Here is a 12,910-nt window from a genome sequence, read left to right as displayed (position 1 = left end):
GCGTGCCCTCTGCCGCTGATGGCTGGCTCCCGTTCGACAGATTCGACAACTATTACGCGATAAGCAATGTGAGGATATGCCATGAAGCTGAGTCGACGCGACTTTATGAAGGCCAACGCGGTGGCAGCTGCCGCTGCCGTGGCCGGTGTCAGTGCCCCCACGCTGGCAGCCAATCTCATCACCAGTACCGACAAGACGGCCATCCATTGGGATAAAGCTCCCTGCCGCTTCTGCGGTACCGGCTGCTCTGTGCTGGTGGGCTCTCAGGATGGTCGGGTCGTGGCGACTCAGGGCGACCCCGATGCACCGGTCAACCGTGGCCTCAACTGCATCAAGGGCTACTTCCTCTCCAAGATCATGTACGGCCAGGATCGCCTGACCCAGCCGATGCTGCGGATGAAGAACGGCCAGTTCGACAAGGATGGCGACTTCGCCCCCATCAGCTGGGATCAGGCGTTCGACATCATGGCCGAGAAGTTCAAGGCAACCCTGAAAGAGAAGGGGCCCACCGCTGTCGGCATGTTCGGCTCCGGCCAGTGGACCGTCTGGGAAGGCTATGCCGCCGCCAAGCTGATGAAGGCCGGTTTCCGCTCCAACAACATTGACCCCAATGCTCGTCACTGCATGGCCTCTGCGGTCGTCGGCTTCATGCGTACCTTCGGCATGGACGAACCGATGGGCTGCTACGACGATATCGAACAGGCCGATGCATTCGTGCTGTGGGGATCCAACATGGCCGAGATGCACCCCATCCTCTGGTCGCGGATGTCTGATCGTCGCCTCTCCAACCCGGATGTGCAGGTGCACGTGCTCTCGACCTTCGAACACCGCAGCTTCGAGCTGGCGGACAACGGCATGGTGTTCACTCCGCAGACCGACCTGGCGATCCTCAACTATGTCGCCAACTACATCATCCAGAACGACAAGGTGAACTGGGACTTCGTCAACAAGCACACCGTGTTCAAGAAGGGGGTCACCGACATCGGTTACGGCCTGCGCCCGACTGATCCGCTGCAGCAGAAAGCGAAGAACCCGGACAGCGGCGATGCCACTCCGATGACCTTTGAGGAGTTTGCCAAGTTCGTGGCGGATTACGATGTGGAGTCGGTCTCCAAGCTCTCCGGCGTCTCCAAAGAGAAGCTGGAAAAGCTGGCCAAGCTCTATGCCGACCCGGGCAAGAAGGTGGTCTCCTACTGGACCATGGGCTTCAACCAGCATACCCGTGGCGTCTGGGCCAACAACCTCTGCTACAACATCCACCTGCTGACCGGCAAAATCTCCGAGCCGGGCTCTGGCCCCTTCTCCCTGACTGGCCAGCCTTCTGCGTGCGGTACCGCGCGGGAAGTGGGCACCTTTGCCCACCGTCTGCCGGCCGACATGGTGGTGACCGATCCCAAGCATCGCGCTATCGCCGAGAAGATCTGGAAACTGCCGGAAGGCACTATCCCGGAACAGGTGGGTTACCACGCCGTGCTGCAGGATCGCATGCTCAAAGATGGCAAGCTCAACGCCTACTGGGTGATGTGCAACAACAACATGCAGGCCGGTCCCAACATGAATACCGATCGCCTGCCGGGTTATCGCGACCCGCGCAACTTCATCGTGGTCTCTGACCCGTACCCGACTGTTACCGCCCAGGCCGCTGACCTCATCCTGCCCACCGCCATGTGGGTGGAGAAAGAGGGGGCCTACGGTAACGCCGAGCGCCGCACCCAGTTCTGGCACCAGCAGGTGAAAGCGCCGGAAGGGGCCAAGTCCGACTTGTGGCAGCTGATGGAGTTCTCCAAGCGCTTCAAGGTTGAGGAAGTGTGGCCGGCTGAGCTGATTGCCAAGATGCCGGAAGTGAAGGGCAAAACCCTGTTCGACGTGCTCTATGCCAACGGTCAGGTCAACCAGTTCCCGAAAGAGCAGAGCAAAGGTCTGCTGAACGACGAGGCCGAGCACTTCGGGTTCTACGTCCAGAAAGGGTTGTTCGAGGAGTACGCCACCTTCGGTCGCGGTCACGGTCACGATCTGGCACCGTTCGATCAGTACCACGAAGCCCGTGGTCTGCGCTGGCCGGTAGTGGATGGCAAAGAGACTCTGTGGCGCTACCGTGAAGGGTTCGACCCCTATGTGAAAGCGGGCGAGGGGGTGCGTTTTTATGGCAAGCCCGATGGCAAGGCGGTCATCTTCGCCCTGCCGTTCGAGCCCGCCGCCGAGTCGCCGGATAAAGAGTACGATCTGTGGCTCTCCACCGGCCGCGTGCTGGAGCACTGGCACACCGGCACCATGACCCGTCGGGTGCCCGAGCTTTATCGCGCCTTCCCGGATGCGGTGCTCTTCATGCACCCGGACGATGCCAAGGCTCGCGGCGTGCGCCGTGGTGAAGAGGTGATCGTCTCTTCCCGCCGTGGCGAGGTGAAGACCCGTGTCGAGACCCGTGGTCGCAACCGTCCGCCGAAAGGACTGGTCTTCATGCCCTTCTTTGATGCCAGCCAGCTGGTCAACAAGCTGACCCTGGACGCCACCGATCCGCTCTCGAAAGAGACCGATTACAAGAAGTGCGCCGTCAAGGTGATGAAGGCTTAAGGCGGGGGAGTACGAGATGAGTCGTAGTCGTCGCCAGTTTCTGGCCGACATGGCCAAGGGGGCCTGCGGTGTGGGCCTGCTTGGCGCGGGGCTCGGTGGCGTGGCCCGCCAGCAGGCGCAAGCTGTGCCTGCCCAGGCGCTGCGTCCGCCCGCCTCTCTCGATGAAGCAGAGTTCCTCAGCGCCTGCGTGCGCTGTGGGCTCTGCGTCGAGGCGTGCCCCTACGACACCCTCAAGCTCGCCCGGCTGTTTGACCCTGTGACCACCGGTACCCCTTATTTCAAGGCGCGTGCCGTGCCCTGCGAGATGTGTGATGACATCCCTTGTGTGGTGGCCTGTCCGAGCGGGGCGCTGGATCAGCAGATGACCGACATCGATCAGGCCCGGATGGGGGTGGCAGTGCTCATCGATCACGAGACCTGTCTCAACTATCTGGGTCTGCGCTGCGATGTCTGTTATCGGGTCTGCCCGCTGATTGACAAGGCGATCACTCTTGAGCTGCAGCATAACCAGCGCACCGGCAAGCATGCCATGTTCCTGCCCACGGTACACAGCGATGTCTGTACCGGCTGTGGCAAGTGCGAGCATGCCTGCGTGCTGGAGGAGGCCGCCATCAAGGTGGTGCCACGCCAGCTTGCCAAAGGTGAGCTGGGTCATCACTACCGGCTCGGCTGGGAAGAGAAGGCCAAGGCGGGGAACAAGTCGCTCATCGGCGACAGACTCACCCTGCCCACCCGCAAACCGGAGGGGTTATGAGTCGTTATCCGGGGGAAGAGGCTCGCATCAAGCTGGGGTGGTGGCGTTCCCACCGCTTCCTACTGTTGCGTCGGCTGAGTCAGTTCAGTGTGCTCGGGCTGTTTTTGCTGGGGCCGCTGGCGGGTGTCTGGATCCTCAAGGGCAACCTCTCCAGCTCGCTGTTGCTGGAAACAATGCCGCTGACCGATCCCCTTACGCTGTTGCAGTCGCTGGCGGCGGGCCACTGGCCCATCACCACCCTCTGGCTGGGGGCTGCCATTGTGCTGGCCGGTTACTGGCTGGTGGGGGGGCGGGTGTTCTGCTCCTGGGTCTGTCCGGTCAACCTTATCACTGACGCTGCGGCTTGGCTCAGGGGGCGACTTGGACTAAAAGGCAACGGCCAGTTCAGCCGTGCGACCCGCTACTGGCTGCTGGTCATGGTGCTGGTGGTGCCTGCTGTGGTCGGGGTGATGGCGTGGGAATTGGTCAATCCTGTGTCACTCGCCATGCGCGGCCTGCTGTTTGGCATGGGGGCTGGCTGGGCCCTGCTGGCAGCGCTATTCCTGTTCGATCTCTTCGTGGTTGAGCGGGGTTGGTGCGGTCATCTCTGTCCGGTGGGGGCCTTCTATGCCCTGGTCAACCGGGTCGGGTTTATCAAGATTTCTGCCAAGGGGCGCGAGCGGTGCAACAACTGCATGGATTGTTATGCGGTTTGCCCGGAGCGTCCCATCCTGCGCGGGCCTGTTCATGGTGCCAAGCGCGGTCACGGGCCCTTGATTGCGGCTCAGGAGTGTACCAACTGTGGCCGCTGCATCGATGTCTGCGCGGAACAAGTTTTTGAAATCACTGTAGGTTTTGCCGTCAAGGCAGAAAAAACGTCGGAGAACAAATAATGAAAAAGCTGATTGGAGCAATGCTGGCCTGCCTGATGGCGGGATCCTTGATGGCAGCGGCCCCCGAGATCACCAACAGTACCGGTGGCCTCAAGTCCGAGCGTGGCGCCACCGATCTGGTGACCGATGCCACTGCCGCTCCCCTGAAAAACTTCCGCAAGGATGGCGCGCCCTACGATCGCCAGTACATGCATCAGCCGCCGCTGATCCCCCACGACATTCGCAACTATGAGGTGGACACCAAGGTCAACAAGTGCCTGGCTTGCCACAGCTTCAAGAATGCCAGTGCCATGAAGGCCCCCAAGATCAGTCCGACTCACTTCGAGACCCGCGACGGCCTGACCTTGGGTGAAGTGTCGCCGCGTCGCTACTTCTGCCTGCAGTGCCATGTACCGCAAGCGGATGCCAAGCCGCTGGTGGAAAATACCTTTAAACCGGTTGAAGCGCTGAATTGAGGAGTCCATAGATGAAATTACCCGGCTTTATCCAGCGTCTGTGGACCACCTTCAAGTCACCATCGAAGGCGGCTCTCTGGGTCATCTTGCTGATGGGCTTCTTCGGTGGCGTGATTTTCTGGGGTGGTTTCAACACCGCCATGGAAGCATCCAACACCGAGGCCTTCTGCACCAGCTGTCACGAGATGAAGGACAACGTGTTCGAGGAGTACCGCGATACCATCCACTACGCCAACCGCTCCGGCGTGCGGGCCAGCTGCCCGGATTGCCACGTACCCCATGAGTGGACCTACAAGATCATCCGCAAGGTGCAGGCTTCCAAGGAGCTGTGGGGCATGATCACCGGCAAGGTGGATACCCGCGAGAAGTTCGAGTCGCACCGGCGCGAGATGGCGGAGCGGGAGTGGCAGCGGATGAAAGAGACTGATTCGCGCGAGTGCCGCAACTGCCACAACTTCGAGTACATGGACTTCTCCCTGCAGGGGCAGCGTGCCGCCAAGATGCACTCTACCAATCTGGCCAGCGGTGAAAGTACCTGCATCGACTGTCACAAGGGGATAGCTCACCAGCTGCCCGACATGACCGGGGTGAAAGGGTTCTGATCCTGCGACGACAGGCCGGGTTTGCCCGGCCTGCGTTTTGTTCATATATGGGACAAGTATCAGATTTGTGTGTCTTTTAAATCCCATATCTCGTGAAACCTTTGATAGAATCAGCCCGCCGTCACACGCTTGAGCAAGTTGGTCACCCCTGTCTGCGTCCGTTTTAGCGCCCTGACAGCTGGCCTCTCATACCCCTTCTCTTCCTGCCTCGTTGACGGCCCATAGCCACAAGGAGCTGCCCGATGGGACAGAAACACAACGCATTTATTCCCCTCAAGATCGCCGTGCTGACGGTTTCCGACAGCCGCACTGCCGCCGATGACAGCTCGGGCGACTATCTGGTCTCGGCCCTTACCGACTCGGGCCATCAGCTGGCCGATCGGGCGCTCTGCCCGGACAACCTGTTTCGCATCCGCGCGCGGGTGAGCGAGTGGATCGCCGATGAGGGGGTGCAGGTGGTACTGATTAACGGCGGTACCGGCTTCAATGAACAGAACCGGGTACCGGAAGCGGTCGGTGTGTTGTTCGAGCGCACCGTACAGGGTTTTGGCGAGATGTTCCGTCAGCTCTCTTTTGCCGAGATTAAAGGCTCCGCCATGCAGAGCCGTGCACTGGCGGGACTCGCCAATCGCACCCTGATCTGCTGTCTGCCGGGCTCCACCGGCGCCTGTCGGCTGGGTTGGGAGCAACTGATCCGCGATCAGCTCGATGCCCGCACCAAGCCGTGCAACTTTGTCTCCCACCTCTGAGAGCAAACGATGAACCAGACCGATCCCAAGCAGACCCAGCCCAACCTGACGCATCTGAACCAGAGCGGCGAAGCCCATATGGTGGATGTGACCGACAAGCAGGTGACCGAGCGTGAGGCTCGCGCCGAGGCGTTTGTTGCCATGGCCCCCGAGACGCTGGCGCTGATCCTGAGCGGCCAGCACCACAAGGGTGACGTGTTCGCCACCGCCCGCATCGCCGGCATCATGGCCGCCAAGAAGACCTCCGATCTTATCCCCCTCTGCCATCCGCTGGCCTTGACCAAAGTCGAGGTGGAGATAGTGCCGCTGCCCGAGCAGCACAAGGTGCATATCCGCACCCTCTGCAAGCTATCAGGCAAGACCGGGGTGGAGATGGAGGCGCTGACTGCGGCGTCGGTAGCGGCGCTGACCATCTACGACATGTGCAAGGCGGTACAAAAGGACATGGTGATCGAACAGGTGCGGCTGGTAGAGAAAAAGGGCGGCAAGTCCGGCCATTTTCAGCTGGGGTCAAATAGCGGGGAGCAAGCATGATCAAGGTACTGTTTTTTGCGCAAGTAAGAGAGCTGGTGGCCTGCGATGAGCTGAGCCTGCCGTGCGACTACGCCACTGCCGAACAACTGCGCTCGGCGCTCTGTGAACGCGGCGACAAGTGGGCGCTGGCGCTGGAAGCTGGCAAGCTGCTGGTGGCGGTCAACCAGACCCTGGCGCCCCTCGATACCCCCATCAACGATGGCGATGAGGTGGCCTTCTTCCCGCCGGTGACCGGAGGTTAAGGATGAGCGACGTAGCCATTACAGACCGCATTCTGGTGCAGCGGGAGGATTTCTCGCTGGCGGACGAATATGCCCGCCTCGCCACCCGCCCCGACAGTGGCGCCATTGTCACTTTCGTTGGCAAGGTGCGCGACTTCAATCAGGGGGAGGAGGTGAAGGGGTTGGCCCTCGAGCATTACCCCGGTATGACCGAGAAGGCGCTGGCCGATATCGTGCAGGAGGCCCGCCGCCGCTGGCCGCTGCAGGAGTGTACTCTCATTCATCGTATCGGCGAGCTGTGGCTTGGCGATCAGATTGTGCTGGTGGCGGTGAGCAGCGCCCACCGCGACGCCGCTTTTGATGCCTGTCACTTCATCATGGATTTCTTGAAAACCCGGGCACCGTTCTGGAAAAAAGAGCTGACTGCCGAGGGTGTGCAACGCTGGGTCGAGGCGCTTGATCGCGACAACGCCGCCGCTGCCCGCTGGCAAGCCTGACCTGTTCATCACGAGGGGCGCAGGTTCAACGGGAACCACGGCCCCGCCAAGGGGCGCGGATGTGCGGGCCCCATCAGGAGAAAGGGAATGAAACCGCTATTATCTGTTGTCATCGCCGGTGTCTGCGCCGCCACCTTGCATACCGGTGCCGTGCAGGCCGATGAAGTGAAAGTGGCCGTGGCTGCCAATTTCAAGGGCACCATAGAGCGTATCGGCAAGGAGTTTACCGCCAAGACCGGCCACACCCTGGCCATCTCGTCTGCCGCCACCGGAGTGCTCTACACCCAGATCAGTCACGGCGCACCGTTCGATCTCTTCCTCTCCGCCGATGCGGCGACCCCCGAGAAGCTGGAAAAAGAGGGCAAGGGGAGCGATCGCTTCACCTACGCCATCGGCCAGCTGGGGCTGTGGAAGAAGGGGGGGCCGGCCCCTGACGAGGCGACCCTGCGTAGCTGGAAAGGCAACCTCGCTATCGCCAATGCCCGTACCGCCCCCTATGGTGCTGCTGCCATGGCGACCCTCACCCATCTCAAGATCGATCCCAAGCCGTACCGGTTGCTGACCGGCGCCAACATCGGCCAGACCTGGCAATTTGTCGACACCGGCAATGCCGAGCTGGGCTTTGTCGCCTGGGCCAATCTGGTTGAGGCGGGCAAGACCGCCGAAGCCTGGGCAGTGCCTGCCGACTTCTATCCGCCCATCGAACAGCAGGGGCTGGTATTGAAAAAAGGCGCCGCGGTCGAGGCTCTGGTGGCCTGGCTCAAGGGGCCGGGTCAGGCACAGATCAAGGCAGCTGGTTATGCCCTGCCCCAATAAGGGGATGGGCCTGATGCGATACCCTGAGTGGTCGGCCTTCGGGTCGGCCACTCTTTGCAATAAGGATGGATACCATGCTGTTGGGGGCATTTATCAACCGGGAGGTCGGCAATGAGTGAAGGGGATCTGCTGGCGGTCTGGCTCACCCTGAAGCTTGCGGCCTGCACCACAGCGATTTTGCTGTTGCTGGCACCGCCGCTGGCCTGGTGGCTGTCGCGCAGTCAGAACCGCCTGCGGCCGCTGGTTGAGGCGCTGGTGGCGCTGCCGCTGGTGCTGCCCCCCACAGTGCTGGGGTTTTATCTGCTGCTCGCCTTCTCCCCCGAATATGGTTTCGGCGCCTGGTGGCGCGACACCTTTGGCGCCCCGCTCGCCTTCAGCTTTCTCGGCCTGCTGTTTGCCTCCATCCTCTATTCGCTGCCGTTTGTGGTGCAGCCGCTCACCTCCGCCTTCGTCAACATGGGCAACAAGGAATTGGAGGCCGCCGCTACTTTGGGGCTCGGCCCGCTGGAACGCTTCTTCCACATCATCTTGCCGATGACCCTGCCGAGCTTTGTGATGGCGGCGGCGCTGGGCTTTGCCCATACATTGGGGGAGTTTGGCGTGGTGCTGATGATTGGCGGCAATATCCCCGGCGAAACCCAGGTGCTCTCCATCGCCCTGTTTGATCATGTGGAGGCGATGGACTATCAGAACGCCCATATTCTGGCGGGCGGCCTGATGGCCTTCTCGCTGGTGATGCTGGTGCTGGTCTATGGTGTGTTGCAGCGTCGACAGCGGAGAGTGTTTGGATGAACCAGCCCGCCACTATGCCGCCTGTGAACGTGCCGCACCGCCATGCCCTGAACCTCCATGCCCGACGCGAGTTTGGCCCTTTTACCCTCGACTGCGCACTGACCCTCGAACTGGGGGGGATCCTCGGCCTGTTCGGCCCCTCCGGCTGCGGCAAGAGCACCCTGCTGCGCATCATCGCCGGGCTCGATCGCCAAAGCGGGGATCGCTTGCGGTGGCGCGATCGGGAGTATGCTCAACTGCTGCCCGAAGCGCGCCGGATCGGACTGGTATTTCAGGACTCGCGGCTCTTCCCCCATCTGACGGTGCTCGGCAATCTGCAACTGGCGGCCCGCAAGGGGCGAGGGCGCTGGCAGCCCGAAGCGCTGGCGGCTCGGCTCGGTTTTGCCGAGTTGCTGGGGCAGCCAGCCCATGCTTTGTCGGGTGGGCAACGCCAGCGGGTGGCATTGGGGCGGGCGCTGCTGGCCGAACCCGATCTGCTACTGCTCGATGAGCCTTTCTCGGCGCTCGATCGGCGCAGCCGCATCCATCAGGCCCATGTGCTCAAGGGCTTGCAGCAGGAGAGCGGTATCCCGATGATCTTCGTCAGCCACGCCATGGAGGAGGTGAGCCTGCTCTGCGATCAGCTGGTGTTGCTGGAAAGTGGCAGGGTCGAGGCGCAAGGTCGGCCGAGCGAGATCTTCGCCCGAACCGATCTCTCGCTCGCCAGCCGTGACGATGCCGGGGTGATGCTGAATGCCACCTTGGCCCACTATGATGACGACGAGCAGATGGCGACCCTGCAACTCGGTGAGCAGCGACTGCGGGTCACCATGACCCAGGTGCCGGATGAGAGCGGCCCCTTGCAGATCAAGGTGGCGGGGCGGGATGTGGTGATTGCCACGGCCCCCATCGAGCACTCCAGTCTCTCCAACTGTCTCGTCACCCGTCTGCTGGCGGTGCGCGAGGTGCGCCCCGGCCAGACCCTGTTGCAGTTGGCGCTGGGTGAGCAGATACTGCTGGCCCGGATCACCAGCCGCTCCGCCAGGCGGCTGGCGCTGTCGCCGGAGCAGCAGATCTACGCTTATATCAAGGCGGTGAGTCTGGTCAGCGAAGGCTGATTGGGCGCCGTGCCGTGGCAGGATAACCACGGTGACATAACAACAAGAGATGGTTCAGGTGATGAATCGAGAGGCAATACACTGATGCGCCGCAATCAGGTGATGAAATTCAATGGTCTTGCCCTGCGCAGTGCGGGAGAGGGCCCCTTGCTGTTGCTGCTGCATGGGCTGGGCTCCTCCAGCCTCGACTGGCAGGCGCAGATCGAACGGTTTTCCGAACACTACCGGGTGGTGGCGCTGGACTTGCGCGGCCACGGCCAGAGCATGCAGGAGGGGCCGTTCGATGTGGCGACCCTGGCAGCCGATGTGGTGAACTGGCTCGATGCACAGCCAGAACCCGCCTGGGTCGTGGGATTGTCGTTGGGGGCCATGGTGGCGCTGGAGCTGGCGCTGCAACTACCCCACAAGGTGCAGGGGCTGGTGCTGGTCAACGGTTTTAGCGAGTTTCTGCTGGAGACCCCCAAGGAGCAGGAGCGTTACGCCCAGCGCCTCAAGTGGCTGCGCTGGTTTGGCATGCGCCCCCTCGCCTGGTGGCTGGGGCGCGAGCTCTTCCCGGGCCCGGATCTGGCGCAGGTGCGCCACACCTTCCGGCTGCGTTTCGTGCGCAATAAAAAGAAAACCTACAAGGCGCTGCTGGAGGCGCTACCCGGTTGGTCGGTGCGTGCCCGGCTCGGCGCCATCTGGCAGCCGGTGGCCATCATTTCCTCCAGTCACGACTACCTGCCGCTGGCCAAACGGGTAGAGCAGTTTGCCGCCCTGCCCAACGCCACCATCCACACCCCCAACGGCCACCACGCCTGGCCTGCGGAAGATCCCTCGGGCTTTAATCACCTGTTGCAAAGGATCCTCACGACCCATTGAGGAAGGGGTTGTTAGGTGCAGGTACCAAAAAGCCGAACCACAGGGTTCGGCTTTTTTGATCCCGTTTGCGTCAAGGGTGGGAGCAGACCGGGCAGTCGGGGCGCTTGGGCAGCTTCATCTCGCGGAAAGTGCCGCTCAGGCCGTCGATCATCAGCAGGCGGCCGCTGTAGCTTTTGCCCATGCCTGCCAAGAGCTTGATAGCTTCAAGCGCTTGCAGGCTGCCCACCAATCCCACCACGGGGGCGAGTACACCGGCTTCGACGCAGGTGAGGGCCTGCTCGCCAAACAGGGCGCTGAGGCAGGCGTAGCAGGGTTCATCTTCCTGCCAGGTGAAGCTGCATAGCTGTCCCTCCAGCCGGATGGCGGCGCCACTGACCAGCGGCACCTTGTGCTGGCGTGCCTTTTGATTCAGCAGGTTGCGAATGGCCAGGTTGTCGGTGCAATCGAGCACCAACTGATGTCGGGGCAGCTGGGTATCGAGCAGCGCCTCATCGGCCACGGCAGCGTGGGTCTCCACCTTGAGCCAGGGGGTGAGGGCACGAAGCGACTGCGCTGCTGAGTCCACCTTGTAGTGACCGATGCGCTCATCGTTGTGCAGCACCTGACGCTGCAGGTTGGAGAGCTCCACCTTGTCGAAATCGACCAGAGTGAGCTGGCCAACCCCGGCCACCGCCAGATACTGGCTGGCGGCGCAGCCAAGGCCACCGGCGCCGATCACTAACACCCTGGCTTGCTTGAGCGCCTCCTGCCCCTCGAAATCGAAGGATTTGAGGATGATCTGGCGGTTGTAACGCAGCAGTTCGGCGTCGCTCAGGATCTCGCTCACAGCAGCAATCCCCCGAATGGCTCCACGGTCACCGTCTCGCCCGCGGCGACGCGGCCCCGTTCCCGTTCAAGAACGATGTAGCAGTTGGCTCGCGACAGGGAGCTGAACACGGCGGAGTCCTGCGAGCCGGTGCTGCGCACCGCGAGGCCGTTTGGCCCCTGACTCAGGATGCCGCGCTGGAAGTCGAGTCGGCCCGGGCTCTTTTTGAGTGGCTCGGCCGCAATGGCTTGCAGCTGGAGCGGGCGCTCGAAGTGCTGGCCCGCCAGCTTGGCCAGCGCCGGTTGCACCAGCTGGTCGAAGGTGACCATGGCGGAGACGGGGTTGCCCGGCAGGCCGAAGAACCAGGCGCGGGGCAGACGACCGAAGGCAAACGGCTTGCCCGGCTTGATGGCCAGCTTCCAGAAGCCAATCTCGCCGAGCTCGTCCAGCAGCTGTTTGGTGAAATCCGCTTCCCCCACCGAGACGCCGCCGGTGGTGATGAGTACATCGGCCTCTTCGTCGGCGCGGATAAAGGCAGCGCGTAGCTGGGCCGGGTCGTCGGGGATGATGCCAAGGTCGAGGCAGTCGCAGCCCATGCGCGCCAGCATGGCCCGCACGCCGTAGCGGTTGGAGTCATAGATATCGCCGTGGGCCAGCGGGGTGCCGACCGGCTTGAGCTCATCGCCAGTGCTGAAGATGGCCACTTTCAGCGGGCGGCGCACCGCGACGGTTGCCACGCCGAGGGAGGCCAGCAGTGGCATCTCTCTTGGGGTGAGGCGAGTACCGGCTGGTAGCACGCAGGCGCCCTTGCCGATATCGCTGCCGGCGCGGCGGATATTCTGGCCCGGTTCGGGTTGTGCCAGAAAAGTGATCCGATCGCCGTCGGCCTGCGTTTCTTCCTGCATCACCACCGCATCGGTGCCTGCGGGGACCGGGGCGCCTGTCATGATCCGCACGCAGTGGCCGGCGGGCCACTCGCCCTGATAGGGCTGACCGGCAAACGCCTTGCCCGCCATGATGAGCGGGGTACCGCTGGTGAGATCCGCAAGGCGCACGGCGTAACCATCCATGGCGGAGTTGTCGAACGGGGGCACGGCGAGGGGAGAGGCGATGTCGCTGGCCAGCACCCGGCCAAGGGCCTCTGGCAGGAGCAGCTGCTCGCTATCGCAGCAGCAGGCGAGTTGTTCCAGCATCCCTTGCAGGGCATCGCTTAAGGGGAGTAGTCCGCTGGTATCAAATCCCATCGTCATGACCTCTTTCTATGATTGAAGGCGGGATTATCAC

15 protein-coding genes are annotated in these 12,910 nt (G+C 62.4%); 13 read left to right on the top strand and 2 right to left on the bottom strand.

Features of this window, described 5'->3' with window-relative positions:
• The first annotated feature begins 81 nt into the window (after nucleotides 1-81).
• The 13 genes from napA (at nucleotide 82) to OKC31_RS01940 (ending at nucleotide 10,821) form a co-directional block, all read left to right on the top strand.
• Nucleotides 82-2,571, top strand: coding sequence for a nitrate reductase catalytic subunit NapA (gene napA, locus OKC31_RS02000; protein WP_247823138.1), 2,490 nt, complete (start codon nucleotides 82-84; stop codon nucleotides 2,569-2,571).
• A 16-nt stretch (nucleotides 2,572-2,587) separates the two neighbouring features.
• Complete coding sequence (gene napG / locus OKC31_RS01995; RefSeq protein ID WP_201937100.1) at nucleotides 2,588-3,325, top strand: ferredoxin-type protein NapG; 738 nt, start codon at nucleotides 2,588-2,590, stop codon at nucleotides 3,323-3,325.
• Nucleotides 3,322-4,197 carry a quinol dehydrogenase ferredoxin subunit NapH gene (napH, locus tag OKC31_RS01990; RefSeq protein WP_181223754.1) on the top strand — a complete coding sequence of 292 codons (876 nt, stop codon included), beginning with the start codon at nucleotides 3,322-3,324 and terminating at the stop codon, nucleotides 4,195-4,197. Before napG ends, napH begins: the two co-directional genes overlap by 4 nt.
• Nucleotides 4,197-4,652 carry a nitrate reductase cytochrome c-type subunit gene (locus OKC31_RS01985; protein WP_005334452.1) on the top strand — a complete coding sequence of 152 codons (456 nt, stop codon included), beginning with the start codon at nucleotides 4,197-4,199 and terminating at the stop codon, nucleotides 4,650-4,652. Before napH ends, OKC31_RS01985 begins: the two co-directional genes overlap by 1 nt.
• An 11-nt stretch (nucleotides 4,653-4,663) precedes the next feature.
• A complete protein-coding gene (locus tag OKC31_RS01980; RefSeq protein WP_005353459.1) occupies nucleotides 4,664-5,254 on the top strand; it encodes a cytochrome c3 family protein in 591 nt (196 codons plus the stop codon).
• A gap of 242 nt (nucleotides 5,255-5,496) precedes the next feature.
• A complete protein-coding gene (gene moaB, locus OKC31_RS01975; RefSeq protein WP_270656074.1) occupies nucleotides 5,497-6,003 on the top strand; it encodes a molybdenum cofactor biosynthesis protein B in 507 nt (168 codons plus the stop codon).
• A gap of 9 nt (nucleotides 6,004-6,012) precedes the next feature.
• Nucleotides 6,013-6,537: a cyclic pyranopterin monophosphate synthase MoaC gene (moaC, locus tag OKC31_RS01970; protein WP_103252102.1), complete on the top strand. Its 525-nt coding sequence runs from the start codon at nucleotides 6,013-6,015 to the stop codon at nucleotides 6,535-6,537.
• Nucleotides 6,534-6,779 carry a molybdopterin synthase sulfur carrier subunit gene (gene moaD, locus OKC31_RS01965; RefSeq protein WP_069526766.1) on the top strand — a complete coding sequence of 82 codons (246 nt, stop codon included), beginning with the start codon at nucleotides 6,534-6,536 and terminating at the stop codon, nucleotides 6,777-6,779. Before moaC ends, moaD begins: the two co-directional genes overlap by 4 nt.
• Nucleotides 6,780-6,781: 2 nt before the next feature.
• Nucleotides 6,782-7,255 (top strand): molybdopterin synthase catalytic subunit MoaE, encoded by a 474-nt coding sequence (moaE, locus tag OKC31_RS01960; protein WP_236302324.1) that lies wholly within the window; start codon nucleotides 6,782-6,784, stop codon nucleotides 7,253-7,255.
• Nucleotides 7,256-7,342: 87 nt separating this feature from the next.
• The gene (gene modA, locus OKC31_RS01955; RefSeq protein WP_270656072.1) at nucleotides 7,343-8,071 is read left to right on the top strand and encodes a molybdate ABC transporter substrate-binding protein; all 729 of its coding nucleotides are present in this window, start codon (nucleotides 7,343-7,345) and stop codon (nucleotides 8,069-8,071) included.
• Between the two features lie 111 nt (nucleotides 8,072-8,182).
• Nucleotides 8,183-8,863, top strand: coding sequence for a molybdate ABC transporter permease subunit (modB, locus tag OKC31_RS01950; RefSeq protein WP_005361814.1), 681 nt, complete (start codon nucleotides 8,183-8,185; stop codon nucleotides 8,861-8,863).
• Nucleotides 8,860-9,960 carry a molybdenum ABC transporter ATP-binding protein gene (gene modC / locus OKC31_RS01945; protein ID WP_270656070.1) on the top strand — a complete coding sequence of 367 codons (1,101 nt, stop codon included), beginning with the start codon at nucleotides 8,860-8,862 and terminating at the stop codon, nucleotides 9,958-9,960. Before modB ends, modC begins: the two co-directional genes overlap by 4 nt.
• 84 nt (nucleotides 9,961-10,044) lie before the next feature.
• Nucleotides 10,045-10,821: an alpha/beta fold hydrolase gene (locus tag OKC31_RS01940; RefSeq protein WP_270656069.1), complete on the top strand. Its 777-nt coding sequence runs from the start codon at nucleotides 10,045-10,047 to the stop codon at nucleotides 10,819-10,821.
• Nucleotides 10,822-10,891: 70 nt separating this feature from the next.
• Here the strand turns inward: OKC31_RS01940 and moeB are convergent, their stop codons facing one another.
• Entirely contained in the window at nucleotides 10,892-11,647 is a 756-nt protein-coding gene (gene moeB / locus OKC31_RS01935) for a molybdopterin-synthase adenylyltransferase MoeB (protein WP_159163969.1), read from the bottom strand.
• Nucleotides 11,644-12,870: a molybdopterin molybdotransferase MoeA gene (gene moeA, locus OKC31_RS01930; protein WP_270656114.1), complete on the bottom strand. Its 1,227-nt coding sequence runs from the start codon at nucleotides 12,868-12,870 to the stop codon at nucleotides 11,644-11,646. Before moeA ends, moeB begins: the two co-directional genes overlap by 4 nt.
• Nucleotides 12,871-12,910 lie beyond the last annotated feature (40 nt).

It is taken from the genome of Aeromonas sp. Y293-4, assembly GCF_027705905.1.
Taxonomy (GTDB): domain Bacteria; phylum Pseudomonadota; class Gammaproteobacteria; order Enterobacterales; family Aeromonadaceae; genus Aeromonas; species Aeromonas veronii.
This window is presented reverse-complemented; position numbering and strand designations above follow the sequence as displayed.

Coding starts and splice junctions, on each gene's coding strand:
- moaE (WP_236302324.1), top strand. CDS start 6,782: ATGAGCGACGTAGCCATTACAGACCGCATTCTGGTGCAGCGGGAGGAT.
- modC (WP_270656070.1), top strand. CDS start 8,860: ATGAACCAGCCCGCCACTATGCCGCCTGTGAACGTGCCGCACCGCCAT.
- moaD (WP_069526766.1), top strand. CDS start 6,534: ATGATCAAGGTACTGTTTTTTGCGCAAGTAAGAGAGCTGGTGGCCTGC.
- OKC31_RS01980 (WP_005353459.1), top strand. CDS start 4,664: ATGAAATTACCCGGCTTTATCCAGCGTCTGTGGACCACCTTCAAGTCA.
- OKC31_RS01985 (WP_005334452.1), top strand. CDS start 4,197: ATGAAAAAGCTGATTGGAGCAATGCTGGCCTGCCTGATGGCGGGATCC.
- OKC31_RS01940 (WP_270656069.1), top strand. CDS start 10,045: ATGCGCCGCAATCAGGTGATGAAATTCAATGGTCTTGCCCTGCGCAGT.
- modA (WP_270656072.1), top strand. CDS start 7,343: ATGAAACCGCTATTATCTGTTGTCATCGCCGGTGTCTGCGCCGCCACC.
- moaB (WP_270656074.1), top strand. CDS start 5,497: ATGGGACAGAAACACAACGCATTTATTCCCCTCAAGATCGCCGTGCTG.
- napG (WP_201937100.1), top strand. CDS start 2,588: ATGAGTCGTAGTCGTCGCCAGTTTCTGGCCGACATGGCCAAGGGGGCC.
- moaC (WP_103252102.1), top strand. CDS start 6,013: ATGAACCAGACCGATCCCAAGCAGACCCAGCCCAACCTGACGCATCTG.
- moeA (WP_270656114.1), bottom strand. CDS start 12,870: ATGGGATTTGATACCAGCGGACTACTCCCCTTAAGCGATGCCCTGCAA.
- napA (WP_247823138.1), top strand. CDS start 82: ATGAAGCTGAGTCGACGCGACTTTATGAAGGCCAACGCGGTGGCAGCT.
- modB (WP_005361814.1), top strand. CDS start 8,183: ATGAGTGAAGGGGATCTGCTGGCGGTCTGGCTCACCCTGAAGCTTGCG.
- napH (WP_181223754.1), top strand. CDS start 3,322: ATGAGTCGTTATCCGGGGGAAGAGGCTCGCATCAAGCTGGGGTGGTGG.